The 13,159-nt window shown below is 36.0% G+C and carries 11 protein-coding genes; 2 read left to right on the plus strand and 9 right to left on the minus strand.

Features of this window, described 5'->3' with window-relative positions; genetic code table 11:
- Nucleotides 1-44: 44 nt before the first annotated feature.
- A complete protein-coding gene (locus tag FTRAC_RS11815; protein WP_013454485.1) occupies nt 45-545 on the minus strand; it encodes a DUF3368 domain-containing protein in 501 nt (166 codons plus the stop codon).
- A complete protein-coding gene (locus tag FTRAC_RS11820) occupies nt 545-805 on the minus strand; it encodes a UPF0175 family protein (protein WP_013454486.1) in 261 nt (86 codons plus the stop codon). Before FTRAC_RS11820 ends, FTRAC_RS11815 begins: the two co-directional genes overlap by 1 nt.
- Nucleotides 806-1,072: 267 nt before the next feature.
- Here FTRAC_RS11820 and FTRAC_RS11825 point away from each other — a divergent pair, with 267 nt between their 5' ends.
- The gene (locus FTRAC_RS11825; RefSeq protein WP_013454487.1) at nt 1,073-2,845 is read left to right on the plus strand and encodes a hypothetical protein; all 1,773 of its coding nucleotides are present in this window, start codon (nt 1,073-1,075) and stop codon (nt 2,843-2,845) included.
- 115 nt (nt 2,846-2,960) lie between these two features.
- On the opposite strand, the gene FTRAC_RS19325 is transcribed toward FTRAC_RS11825, so the two are convergent.
- The 7 genes from FTRAC_RS19325 to guaB all read right to left on the minus strand — a co-directional run bounded on the left by FTRAC_RS19325 (nt 2,961) and on the right by guaB (nt 11,413).
- Complete coding sequence (locus tag FTRAC_RS19325) at nt 2,961-3,887, minus strand: alpha/beta fold hydrolase (RefSeq protein WP_013454488.1); 927 nt, start codon at nt 3,885-3,887, stop codon at nt 2,961-2,963.
- 24 nt (nt 3,888-3,911) lie between these two features.
- Nucleotides 3,912-4,505: a hypothetical protein gene (locus FTRAC_RS11835; RefSeq protein ID WP_013454489.1), complete on the minus strand. Its 594-nt coding sequence runs from the start codon at nt 4,503-4,505 to the stop codon at nt 3,912-3,914.
- Nucleotides 4,506-4,765: 260 nt separating this feature from the next.
- A complete protein-coding gene (locus FTRAC_RS11840) occupies nt 4,766-5,446 on the minus strand; it encodes a hypothetical protein (RefSeq protein WP_013454490.1) in 681 nt (226 codons plus the stop codon).
- 269 nt (nt 5,447-5,715) lie between these two features.
- Complete coding sequence (locus FTRAC_RS11845) at nt 5,716-7,758, minus strand: M3 family metallopeptidase (RefSeq protein ID WP_013454491.1); 2,043 nt, start codon at nt 7,756-7,758, stop codon at nt 5,716-5,718.
- A gap of 301 nt (nt 7,759-8,059) precedes the next feature.
- Complete coding sequence (locus tag FTRAC_RS11850; protein ID WP_013454492.1) at nt 8,060-8,482, minus strand: nuclear transport factor 2 family protein; 423 nt, start codon at nt 8,480-8,482, stop codon at nt 8,060-8,062.
- Nucleotides 8,483-8,591: 109 nt separating this feature from the next.
- On the minus strand, nt 8,592-9,800 hold the full coding sequence (locus FTRAC_RS11855; protein WP_013454493.1) for a hypothetical protein: 1,209 nt from the start codon (nt 9,798-9,800) through the stop codon (nt 8,592-8,594).
- 140 nt (nt 9,801-9,940) lie between these two features.
- Entirely contained in the window at nt 9,941-11,413 is a 1,473-nt protein-coding gene (gene guaB / locus FTRAC_RS11860; RefSeq protein ID WP_013454494.1) for an IMP dehydrogenase, read from the minus strand.
- A gap of 111 nt (nt 11,414-11,524) precedes the next feature.
- Between guaB and FTRAC_RS11865 the strand changes: the two genes are divergently transcribed.
- Nucleotides 11,525-13,153 (plus strand): carbon starvation CstA family protein, encoded by a 1,629-nt coding sequence (locus FTRAC_RS11865; protein ID WP_013454495.1) that lies wholly within the window; start codon nt 11,525-11,527, stop codon nt 13,151-13,153.
- The last annotated feature ends 6 nt before the right edge of the window (nt 13,154-13,159 follow it).

Below are 13,159 nucleotides of genomic sequence, written 5' to 3' on the forward strand. Positions count from 1 at the left end.
AATACTTTCGATTGTGTATAGATATTGCGCATAATAATGCACTATTATGCTTTTAGTTTTATTTTATGTTCCTTATGTCTTTGTAGAATTTTATTCAATAGTTTAACCGAATAATATCTGTTATTATCAAGAAAGGTTAAAAATAATGGTCTTAATTCTTTTATTAAGCCTTTATCTTTTGCAACTGACAAAATCCCTAAAGTCCCAATACAATTTATATCAAAGTTTTCAGCAATATTTCTAGCCTTTTTATCATCTATTAGCAAGAAATCAGCATTAAGTTCTTTATATAGAATTACAGATTCGGATTCCCCATAATCCATAACAAATGTCAGTTCATTAAAACCTTTAATATGGCTGACTTTATCTTTAAAAAAGAGTGATATTTTATTATAAAACTCAGTGCTTTTGTCAAGAGTTATTTCATCCCAGACCGCTTTTGATATTTTTATTTCATTAAAGAGTTGATTCAAAAGTTCTAATTTATCAACAATTGCTAATGAAAAAATAGGTCCAGCATCAGCAATGACAAGTCCGTTATTCATTATTTTAATTTTTCAATATCGCCTAAAACATCTTCTTCGGTCAAATTTGAAATTGATATTTTATTTTTAGAAAGCTCCTTTTCAAAATCTAGGCGTGTCATTCCGGAAAGCTGAGCAGCTTTTCCAATAGTCAACTTTTTTGATTTATATAATTCTACAGCCAAGGTTAATTTTATCCTATTTTTCAAATCAGTTTCTGACTCGTTTAAAGCCAAAAAAATATCATTGGGGAAATCTATTGAAATTGTTTGAGTACTCATTTTATCTGCCTTTATTCAAATTTAACGTTTTCCTGTAAAGTTTAATTCAATTATGGAGATTTTTGCATCAAAATTAAAGCCTTAGTAAACCAACAGCTTTTCGAAAGGTATTAAAACGGTAAACACTCTTGAGTTTTCATCTCCCAAAATTCTTGCAACTATTTGCTCATGTCTAGCAACAAAGTTTAGCACTTTGCAAACATGTTCATTTATTGGTACTTTAGTTGCATAATTACCTACATTAAATCCTAATTTAATTACTTTATCATGCTTTCTATCCGCTATTACCTCTACTCACTTTCCTCCATACTGTTATTAAGTATAGCTACTACTGGATGTTCTGACTCAAACAAAGATTCTAGTGTTTCACAAAGTTCTCAATATACCTCCATATTTGGTCAAAATGTCCTCGTATTTGACGATTCTATGGATCTGGATAGTATTAAGATGAGGCTTGAGGCATTACACGAGCAGCAAAAATATAATGAGTTTGGTTCGGAGAGATATGCACTATTATTCAAACCCGGAACTTATGATTTAGATGTGACGGTCGATTATTATGTTCAAGCGTTAGGTTTAGGAAGATATCCAGATGATGTTACCATCAATGGAGCAGTACAATCCACTTCATCTACAAGTGACAATAAAGTAACCACTATGTTTTGGCGTGGTGCCGAGAATTTCAAAGTTGTCCCGAAAAATGGCGAAATGATTTATTGGGCAGTTTCGCAAGCTGCTCCTTACCGAAAAATGCATGTTGCGGGTGATATAAATTTTGATAAAGGAAGTTGGGCAAGCGGTGGCGTACTTGCTAATTCTGTTGTAGAAGGCAGGGCTGGTTTAACCACTGGACAGCAGTGGATGACAAGAAATTCAAGCATCGGTAAGTGGGAAGGCGGAAACTGGAACAGGGTGTTTGTTGGAGTGGAAGGCGCTCCGAATGATACATGGCCCGCTCAACCCACAACCGTAATTGACAAAACACCAGTAGTTCGTGAAAAACCATTTTTGACTTATACGGAATCGGGCGATTATGCGGTATTTGTTCCCGAACTGCTAAAAGAAACTTCCGGTCCTTCTTGGATAAATCGTGATGAAAAAGGTGAGCTAATATCCATAGCTGATTTTCATATCGCTTTTCCCGATAAAGACAATTCCACTTCCATTAATCAAGCACTCGCAGGTGGCAAGCATATTTTGTTTACACCAGGAATTTATGACCTAGATGAAACCCTAACAATAAAAAAACCTAATACTGTAATTCTGGGGATTGGATTACCTACACTCATTCCTCAAAATGGAGAAATTGCGGTGGCTACCCATGATGTCCCTGGAGTAAAATTAGCCGGCTTTATGGTAGATGCAGGTCCAGACTTATCTCCAAGCCTAATTCAAATTGGGACAGAGGATTCTGATGAGGATTTTTCTGCTAATCCCATTTCTCTTCACGATATCTATTGCCGAGTTGGCGGTGCGGTAGTTGGTCAAGCCGAAACCACTGTAACTATCAATAGCAATTATGTAATTGGCGATCATTTTTGGTTATGGCGGGCCGATCATGGTACGGGAACTGAATGGATGGACGGACAAAATAAGCATGGGCTTGTGGTAAATGGGGATCATGTCACCATCTATGCCTTGTTTAATGAGCACTTCCAAGGATATCAAACGCTCTGGAAAGGAGAATACGGAAGAACTTATTTTTACCAATCTGAAATCCCCTACTCCCCACCTAGCTTAGAGCTTTGGAATGATAATGGAAAGCCTGGTTATGCTTCTTATAAAGTTGCAGATAGCGTTGAAAATCACAATGCCTATGGCTTGGGTATTTATAGTTTTTTCCGTGGTGAGCCCACGGTCTCCAATAATGTCAGGTTAGAAAATGCCATGGAAGTCCCTGATAATTCAGGCATAGTAATAACACATATCTCAACATTTGCTGGGCTCAATGGCGGCATCAATCATTCCATTAATGGAATGGGAGAATCCACCGAAGTGGGGGAGCTTAAGCTTTATGATGGGTTTAAGGGGAAAGAATAGTATTGCTTTTTGAGGCGGTTTCCTGTCCACCCGTCACAAAGGTAGCGAAGATGAATGACCTTTGCGGCCACCATTATTAGATCCATGTTTTCTTAGGTGCTATTAATACCTATATTTATTGATTCTCGTTCATAAAATTCAATATTATTTCTTTAAATTCTTGTGGTTTTTCAATAAATGGAAAATGTCCGCAATTGTCGATGATTTTAAGCTTTGATTGATCAATTGCATCATGAATTCTTTGTCCTGCAGTTTCGGCCAACGGGTCATCGTCTCCATAAATCAACAATGTCGATGATTTGATAGCTTTTAGGTCTGCATGAAAGTCATAATTCATTAAGTCCTTGGTCAAATTTTGCAAAAGCCCGCTAGTTTTCTTGTAATTTTCATTAAGGTCAAGACCAAGACTGTCAATGAGGGAAGAATTATGAAATTGATGCTTAAAGCCAATTTTCATGAGCTCTTCAATTGTTTTGGGATCTCGTTTTTGAAAAGCCTCCATTTGGATAATATTCACTCTACTTATGCTGTCTTCTTGCGTGAAACGGTCAGCTAAGATTTGATTTGCATTGGCATTGATGTCACTACTTGCACCGGTAGAGTTAATAAGAATTAATGATTTTATCTTTTCGTGGTGTTTGATAGCGTATTTCATAGCCAATAGTCCGCCCCATGAATGTGCCATCAGGTTAAGCCTTTTTATTCCAAAAGATTGTCGTAAACCCTCAATATCTTTGACGAAATTGTCAATGGTAATGGAGCTGGTGTCAACATTTAAAGATGACTTTCCACAAGCTCGTTGGTCGTAAAAGATTAGCTGATAATGGTCAGCAAGTGTAGAAAGGTGCGAAAAGAGATAATTGTGATTTAATCCTGGTCCACCATGCAAAACAAGTATGGGTTCTCCTTTTCCTATTGTTTTGTAATAAAGCTGTGTCCCGTTGATTTCTTTAGTTCCAAGGTCTGAATATTTGTGTTTCGGTCTATCCGAACAACCTATTAGAAGAAACAGAAGTATATTTAATATCAAAAGTTTTTTCATAGCACAGAATAATTTGGGCAGTTTTTATTCAATTTCAAAGTGGTTTAGCCATTCTTTTTCAGTCCGAAAATCACCATGTGCATCCTTTTCCATAAATAACGCACCTTGCTGTTTATCGATTAATAGAGTGTCTGGTATAAAGCTATTTTCGTATGGCTTTTCGCTGAATATTATCAAATCATTTTCAATTTTATACTTGCCTTTATAAGTCTTTGAAAAACCAAATGGTCCATTAGCTTGATTTTCAACATTTCCATTTTCCCTTAAAATCAGTCGGTAATGGTAAAGATCATCCTTTAGAACAGCGCTCATAATGGTAGCTGATTTGAAAATTTCCGAGTGATACAGATTAAAAGCTAATATTGCAAAAATTACAATTCCGTGGGCACTTAGTTTAACTTTACTTGTTTGTTTACCAGTTCTGGCTAATGATATAAAAGTGTCAAAAAATGAAAAAATGTAAAGTAGTATTATGGGAGTTATTAAAAGCCAATATGACAAGAGCCAAATAACCATCCCGCCATAAAAGTCTGTAATTATCCAACCAATCAGCCCTATTGCTGATACAATGGCGATGATATCATATACTGATATTTTGTATTTTCTTTTTACAATCATTAATAGCTGGTTTCTTCAAACTGGTAACAACATTCCGCTATCAACATTGCTGATACACATTATTATCAAATAAATATATCAAGCTATTGTCAATTAAAAGTTCAGTTACATACCAAATATAAAAAATTCAAAGTGAAACCCTTAGTAAATTCCAGCCATTTGATAAGTCTTAAAACTCGAAACAAAAAAGCGTCTCAGATAAACTCTCAGACGCTCTTGTGGGATTTCAAAATTTTAAAACTCGCTATTTATAATCAAATTTAAAATGAATATCCAATTCCTATAGAAGGCATAGTAAAGGATGGTTTTTCTCCAAATATTAAATCCATTCCGTAAATCACGGCATTTCCAATTGCCATTTCAACCAGATCATCAGATGCAAAGCCCAATAAGGTTGTAGAAGTAAAACCTACCTGAAAAAATACACTGTGAGATGGTTTTTGGAATCGATAGTGCATTGAGAAGGTGCTTGTTGGTATTCCGTAGTTTCTTGTTTCCTCTTGTCGGTTGGAGTACCATTGACCGTAATAGCCAGCCCATCCAAAACCCATGGTAAACAAATGACTTTTTCGGCCCACCAACATATTAAATTCAAAGCTGGCATTTGCCAGAGTCAATTCATTATACTCTGGGAATTTAAAATAAAAGCCACCAATTTTTGCTCCAAAATTTATTAGACCATTCTTCGTTATAATTCGCTCATAGTTAAACGATGCGGGAACAGAAGTCCCAAAGAGATTAACATAAAAAGTGTTTCTACTGAACTTTTCTCCCTTAATTCTTTGCTCTTGTCCATTTACTCGAACTTTGGGCGTAGTAGTAGCTTGTTCAGTAGTAGGAGTATTCGTAGCTGGTTTTGTCTTGGGCTTTATTTTAATGCTTGTCTGCGCAACTGCAGATAAACAAGAAAGCACTAATAGTAATGTAAATAATTTGTTCATAGAATTTCATTTAAAAATTTAATATCAAACTTAGTGCCAGCAAAAAAAGTCTGGTAGTTTTCTATTTCAATCAATTGGTAAGAAACAAAACCTCTGTCGTGAAAAGCTACCTCAAAATTAATATAAATATTCTAATTTTTATTTAATTATTTTCATTTCTAGTCTGACCTCTCTTTCGATGTCAAATTTGCTTAGAAATAATCAACACAAAAAAAGCATCTTAGCTGAGCTAAAATGCTTTTCAAGAAACTTGACCATTTTAAATAAAATTATTTCAACCCAGCCCTTTCCAACAAAGCCTCAATTTTAGGTTCTCTGCCTCTGAATCTTTTGTATAATTCCATTGGGTGTTCGCTTCCTCCTTTTGAAAGGATGTTGTCTTTAAAGGATTGGGCTACTTCTTTATTGAAAATGCCTTTTTCCTTGAATAAAGAGAAAGCATCTGCATCCAATACCTCTGCCCATTTGTAGCTGTAATAACCAGAGGCATAGCCACCCGAAAATATATGTCCGAACTGGGTGCTCATTAAAGTCCCTTCCACCTTGTCAAATAATTTAGTTGGCGCCATGGCTTTTCCTTCAAATTCAGCAACATCTTTAATATTTTGTGCTTCTTTTCTATCTAAACTGAAATACCCCATATCCAGAAGTGCTAAACTTACTTGTCTTACGGTAGCATAGGCTTCATGATAAGTACTGCTGGCTTTTATTTTCTCCACATATTCTTGTGGAATCTTCTCGCCTGTTTCATAATGCTTGGCAAATAAATCGAGACATTCTTTTTCATAACACCAGTTTTCAAAAATTTGGGATGGCAATTCCACGAAATCCCAATAAACATTGGCTCCGGACAAACTTCCGTAGCGGCCTTTACCTAACATGGCGTGCAGCGCATGACCAAATTCATGGAACAAAGTGGTGACTTCATTGAAAGTCAATAAACTCGGATTGCCCGGTGAAGAAGGCGTGAAATTACAAACATTGGAAACCAAAGGTCTATTGTCTTCTCCGTTTTTTCGGTATTGATCCCGATAAGTCGTCATCCATGCACCTCCTCTTTTTCCTTCTCTCGGATGAAAATCGGCATAGAAAATGGCAACATGTTCACCTGAAGTTGTGCTTACTTCATAAGTGGTTACATCTTCATGATAAACCGGAATATTTTTGACTTCCTTAAATCGGATATCATATAATTTTTCAGCCGATTGGAATACGCCATCCAAAACATTTTCTAATTTGAAATAAGGTCTGAGCAATTCATCATCAATGGCATATTTCTTCTTTTTCAGCTTTTCAGAATAATAGCCCCAATCCCAACGCTGTAAATCACTGTCATCACCTAGTTCTTTTACAAATGCTTTTATTTCGGCTACCTCTTCTTGTGCTTTTGGTAAGGCTTGTTGTAATAGGTCGTCCAAAAAAGCTTGCACTTTATTGGTACTTTCAGCCATTCTTTCTTCCAGCACATAATCTGCGTAAGAATCATAGCCTAAAAGACTGACTTTCTCACTTCTCAGATTTACGATTTCCTGAATAATGGCTTTATTATCTCGCTCATCATTTTTATTGGCTTTGGACATATAAGCTTTGTAAAGCTGTTCCCTCAATGAACGATTATCCCCATTTTCCATAAAAGGAACAAAGCTTGGGGCTTGCAAAGTGAAAACCCATTTTCCTTCTTTGCCTTTTGCCTTGGCTGTATTCGCAGCTTGTCGAATGGCAGAATCAGGCAATCCGCTCAAGTCTTTTTCATCTGAAATCACCAATTCATAATCATTGGTTTCTGCCAGAACATTTTCACCAAAAGTCAAGCTGAGTTGGGAAAGCTTTTTCGTGATTTCCTTAAAGCGGGCTTTGTCCTTTTCATTCAGATCCGCTCCGTTTCTGATAAAGGCTTTATAGGTTTTGGTCAACAGCATTTCTTGCTCATTATCGAGCTGCAACTGCTCCTTTTGATTGTAAACTGCTTTTACACGCTCAAATAAATCGGCATTTTGCCAAATGTCATTGCCAAATTCTGATAAGATGGGAGAAGCTTCTCTGGCTACTTCTTGAATTTTTTTATTGGTTTCGGCACTGTTGAGGTTGAATAAAATGGAAGTTACTGAGCTTAATTTTTCTCCTGCAAATTCCATTGCTTCCAAAGTATTTTCGAAAGTAGGCGCTGTACTTTGAGAAGTGATGTCCTCAATTTCTTGCTTAGCTTCTTTAATGGCTTCTTCTATAGCCGGCATAAAATGCTCGGATTCAATTTTATCAAAAGGAGGAGTTTGAAAAGGGGTATCAAAGTTTTTTAATAATGGGTTATCCATGGAAAATTTTTCTTTTTAAAATATCGAATGCAAACTTAAGTTGTTTATTACGGAATTGAAGGTAGAGAAGATTAAATTATAGGAATTGATTTAATGTTTTTTCTGATAAAAACTATATATCAGCTAGGTCAATCGACACCCCTGTAGTCCCCTCAAGGGGACAGTCTCACAGATTTATTATTGTAGAAAATAAAAATTGATAAAATATTACTAGTTCAAATTAAAAAACAAAAGTAATTCCATGCGGCTCCCCCGCCAGCTGGCGGGGCGAAGGGGGGTGTGGCTCATCTGGGTTACCTTATTATCTCTTCGACAATTTCTTTTTTATGCTCCGGATTATTCCTCCCAAAAGAGGAATGTTTTCATAGAACAACTCCCCGGCATCAAAGTAGTCTCTTTGGCTGATTATTTTATCTTCCATTATCAACACCGAAATTCCAGATGCTTTTACATTCTTTTTCGGTCTTTTTAATTTTAAATCCATTTCCCAGGATAAATATGCTTTATTATCCACTATGGATTCTTCTGTAAAACGGAATGAGCCTTCTATCAGATTGTCATTTAGTTTATTGAAGTATTCTTTGAGGTTTTCAATTCCATGAATTTCGTGAATGGGGTCTTTAAAAACTATATGATCCGAATAGATTTCATTTAGAATAGATTGGTTCTTGAAATCTATTGGAGAGAAGTATTGCTTAAATTTTTCAACAACATGAATATTCATAACAGTAAGTTTTATAATTGCCTATAAGTAGCAATATCAGATTACAGATAGGCAATTAAAAATAGTTAAAAATAATTGCATCTGTGTTGACTATTACAATTTCTAACAGTTAATGAACCTCTTTATCAAATTTAAAAGACTCTGTTTTATTAGTGACCACAATTTCATATCCTCCGCTCTTTAAAGCAAGATGGCATTTGTCTGTATTATTTTCTACTTCCACAATATCGATGGGCACGGCCTCATTAATATCTTCTCCTTTTTTGTAAGCCAAAACCATAACCGGAAATTCAATTGGAATATCCTTCAATTCTACTGAGACATTCTGATTTCCATTTTGAAATAACCAATTCGGTCTATTATTAACATATTCAGTTTTTGGATGCAGAACTGCAATATCAGCCCAAGCTTCATCTCGTTCATACTTTAATGGATTATTATCTTCATCAATCAAAATGGAGGATTCTTTGATATCAAATGCCTTTAAAAGTGGTTGATTATATTCCGTTTTACTTCTTTCAGAATATTCTTCTTGATTAATGGTTAATGGATTGATCCCAGTATATTCAGTTAATCTTCCAGCCATCGCTTTTTCCCATCCGCTATAATTCCCTTCCATTAGATGGGCAAAACCACAATGAATTAGAAATTTTTCGTTTGGTTTTGATTCAATTACTTTCTGAATGTTCTTGGCTTGCTCAATTTCTCTTGGTTTTCCTCCTCCCTTTTCCATATTCTCATAAGCGAACAAATCATAACCAATTTCTAATGCATCTCTTACCAAGTTTCCAAATTGCGGATCTTTTATATAATAACCTGTTATTTGAATAGGATATCCTCGGCTCTTTAGTGCTGCATCTAAATCCACCCCATTGTTTAAAGCTTCCAAACCCAAATTTTTGTACCCATTATCGAATAAATTCTGCAGCAATGATTTTGTAAAAACTCTATGCATAGGATTATGATGTGCCTCATTAATTATCACAACTTGATTTTTTTTAGCTTCCTGAAGTATGTATTCTTTAGCATTGATAACTGAATAGTTTGAACGAATAGAATCTATTTCTGATTGCTTATAATTCCAATTCTGGCTAGGCATTCCTAAATCCCAGAGAATCAAGGCATTTTTGTAATCTCCCTTTTTTGCATATTCTGATGCTGCAATTTGGTATCTTCCAGGAATTGTATCATTCATTAAATTCTCCTCTATTTCAGAATTGAATTTATAATCAGTAGAGAAATTAATTTCTTGGATTTCTTTTTGTTTACAAGCTGCCAAAAGAAATATTGGGATTAATAATAAGGTTGTTTGTTTCATTGATCCTTCAATTATATACTATGATTAAATTATAATTCTACATATAATAACAGACAATCTAACCAAAAAAAATAGCGTTAGTCTCCCAACGCTATTTTGAAAATTCTTATGTCTAGAATCTAGATTCTAAAATCTAGTCTCTATTTTCTACTATAATTCGGTGCTTCTCTCGTTACATGCACATCGTGCGGATGACTTTCAGCAACACCAGCAGCAGTGATTTTTACAAATTTCGCTTCTTTCAATTGCTCAAGGTTTCCTGCTCCGCAATATCCCATACCAGCTTTTAGTCCACCTATCATTTGGTGCAATACTTCCGAAACCAAGCCTTTGAATGGAACTCTACCTGTAATGCCTTCAGGAACCAATTTTTTGATGTCATCTTCTGCGTCTTGGAAGTATCGGTCTTTACTACCCATATTCATGGCTTCGATAGATCCCATACCTCGGTAAGATTTGAATTTTCTTCCTTCAAATAAAATCATTTCGCCTGGTGCTTCTTCAGTTCCTGCTAAAAGCGAACCAATCATTACACTGTCGGCACCACCAGCTAAGGCTTTCACTATATCTCCTGAAAAACGAATACCGCCATCGGCAATAATCGGAACACCAGTATCTTTTATAGCTTTATAAGTTTCATAAACTGCTGATAATTGTGGCGCACCTACTCCGGCTACTACTCTGGTCGTACAAATACTTCCAGGACCAACACCTACTTTTACGGCATCTGCTCCAGCAGCTACCAACGCTTTGGCTGCTTCTGGTGTAGCAATATTTCCCACTATCATTTCCAAGTCTGGGTAGGCTTTTTTAATTCTGGTTGCGGTATCAATTACCCCCTTGCTATGTCCGTGGGCAGTATCAATGGTCACCACGTCCACTCCGGCCTTCACTAGAGCATCGATTCGTTCTTCAATATCTCCTGTAACCCCAACTGCTGCACCTACTCTCAGCCTTCCGTATTCGTCTTTGCAAGCATTGGGTTTATCTTTTTTCTTCAGAATATCTTTATAAGTGATCAAACCCATTAAAATACCTGACTTATTAATAATCGGTAATTTTTCAATTTTATGCTCTTGCAAGACTCCCTCGGCACCTTCTAAATTGATACCTTCTTCAGCTGTGATCAGTTTTCCGCTGGTCATTACTTTCTCAACAGATACTTTACCGTCCTTTTGAAATCTTAAATCACGGTTAGTGACAATGCCTACTAATTTTTTGTTGGAATCAACAACCGGAATACCTCCGATTTTATTTTCCCTCATGATTTTTAGTGCATCACCAACGGTGCTTTCGATATGCAAAGTGATGGGATCTAAAATCATCCCACTTTGAGAACGCTTCACTTTTCTAACCTCCATAGCCTGTTGCTCAATGGTCATGTTCTTATGAATAAAACCAAGACCACCTTCTAATGCAATAGCAATAGCTAAATGATGTTCCGTTACGGTATCCATAGCTGAGGAAACCAAAGGAATGTTAAGCGTTATATTTCTAGTTAATTTTGTGGAAGTGTCAGTGTCTCTCGGTAAAACTTCTGAATATCCTGGAAGCAATAATACGTCATCGTATGTTAAAGCTTCATAAACGAATTTGGATGTGTCTAAGCTCATAATGCAAATAATTTGCTGTTATTATTTGCAGGGCAAAAGTACGAAGATAGTTCCATTATTGGAAATTAATTATTAATATTATTTTATTAAGAGTCAATAAATAATAACTATATGAGTCTCCCACTACTACTGCTTTTTTCAGCTATTGTATTAATCAGCGCTTATTTCACTTATGGTCGGTTTATCAGTAAAAAATTTGATATAAAAAATGATACACCCACTCCTGCCCATGCACAAAAAGACGGAGTAGATTATGTGCCATCGAATAAGCTTGTGGTTTTGGGTCATCATTTTGCCTCGATTGCTGGGGCTGGCCCAATCGTTGGCCCTATTATAGCCGTTACTTTTGGTTGGGTTCCAGCGGTTATTTGGATTTTAGTGGGCGGAATTTTTATAGGTGCTGTACATGATATTGGAAGCATGGTGGCTTCATTGCGGCATAAAGGGAAGTCCATAGGCATCATTATCCACCAATATATTGGCAGAAGTGGCAAAAGACTTTTTTTGATCTTCAGTTTTTCCACCTTAATTCTCATCATTGCTGTTTTTGCGGATATCATTGCAAAAACTTTTGTGAAAAATCCCGGAGTGGCTTCTACTTCCGCTCTATTCATTTTGCTTGCTGTTGTCTTTGGATTTTTCAACCGGAAATTAGCTCATAAAAAACCTGCTTTCTTATGGCTTTCCATCATTGGCGTCTTCTTGATGTACTACTTTGTGATACTAGGAAACAATATTCCATTTGAATTGAATTATGTTTTTTGGGTAGGATTATTATTGGCTTATGCTTTTGTGGCATCGGTTACGCCCATGTCGGTTTTATTGCAGCCAAGAGATTATCTCAGCAGTTTTTTGTTATATGGCTTAATTATATTGGCAATTATTGGGGTTTTTGTAGCCAATCCGGAAGTAAAAATGGATAGTAATATCATTTTCAAAAGTGAAGATATTGGGTATTTATTTCCCGTACTTTTTATAACCGTTGCTTGTGGAGCCATTAGTGGGTTTCATTCTTTAGTGGCATCGGGCACTACTTCCAAACAGATCGATAAAGAAACCGATGCAAAAGTTGTGGGCTATGGCGGAATGTTAATTGAATCTTTTTTGGCAATAATTTCTGTTTGCGCTGTGATGGTGATTAGCCGAACAGATTATGAAGGAAGTTTATCTGCTGATGGACCTGTGAATATGTTTGCCGATGGAATGGGTTTTGTGATTTCTTCTTTGGGAATTGAAGAAGGCTTGGCCGTCAATTTTGTGGCGCTTACGATTTCGGCTTTTGCCTTAACTACTTTAGATACATGCACCCGTTTGGCAAGATTTACTTTTCAGGAATTTTTTGAGGAAACTGAAAATGAAAAAGTTCAGAGCATTACTCAAAATAGATTTTTATCTACCACAGTAGTCGTGATTTTGTCTTCCCTTTTTTTACTATCTGGTGAGTTCACTACCCTGTGGCCTATTTTTGGATCTGCGAATCAATTACTTGCGGCTTTAGCATTATTGGCTGTTGCAGTATGGATGATTAAATCGGGAAAGAAGGCGGGCTTTTTATTAATCCCGATGTTTTTCATGTTTGTGGTGACGCTTAGCTCATTATTTGTATTGGCCTTTCAGAATTTCGAAAAAGGGATTTACAGTATTTCCATAATTGCCGGATTATTATTTGTATTGGCTATTGTATTATTAGTTTTAGCTAAAAGGTGTTTGAAGAAGGAGGAACAAAAGATAGAAGTATAAAAAATG

The sequence above is a fragment of the Marivirga tractuosa DSM 4126 genome (assembly GCF_000183425.1).
Lineage (GTDB): Bacteria > Bacteroidota > Bacteroidia > Cytophagales > Cyclobacteriaceae > Marivirga > Marivirga tractuosa.

Coding starts and splice junctions, on each gene's coding strand:
- FTRAC_RS11825 (WP_013454487.1), top strand. CDS start 1,073: ATGCTTTCTATCCGCTATTACCTCTACTCACTTTCCTCCATACTGTTA.
- FTRAC_RS11865 (WP_013454495.1), top strand. CDS start 11,525: ATGAGTCTCCCACTACTACTGCTTTTTTCAGCTATTGTATTAATCAGC.
- FTRAC_RS11845 (WP_013454491.1), bottom strand. CDS start 7,758: ATGGATAACCCATTATTAAAAAACTTTGATACCCCTTTTCAAACTCCT.
- FTRAC_RS11835 (WP_013454489.1), bottom strand. CDS start 4,505: ATGATTGTAAAAAGAAAATACAAAATATCAGTATATGATATCATCGCC.
- FTRAC_RS19325 (WP_013454488.1), bottom strand. CDS start 3,887: ATGAAAAAACTTTTGATATTAAATATACTTCTGTTTCTTCTAATAGGT.
- FTRAC_RS11820 (WP_013454486.1), bottom strand. CDS start 805: ATGAGTACTCAAACAATTTCAATAGATTTCCCCAATGATATTTTTTTG.
- FTRAC_RS11850 (WP_013454492.1), bottom strand. CDS start 8,482: ATGAATATTCATGTTGTTGAAAAATTTAAGCAATACTTCTCTCCAATA.
- FTRAC_RS11840 (WP_013454490.1), bottom strand. CDS start 5,446: ATGAACAAATTATTTACATTACTATTAGTGCTTTCTTGTTTATCTGCA.
- guaB (WP_013454494.1), bottom strand. CDS start 11,413: ATGAGCTTAGACACATCCAAATTCGTTTATGAAGCTTTAACATACGAT.
- FTRAC_RS11815 (WP_013454485.1), bottom strand. CDS start 545: ATGAATAACGGACTTGTCATTGCTGATGCTGGACCTATTTTTTCATTA.
- FTRAC_RS11855 (WP_013454493.1), bottom strand. CDS start 9,800: ATGAAACAAACAACCTTATTATTAATCCCAATATTTCTTTTGGCAGCT.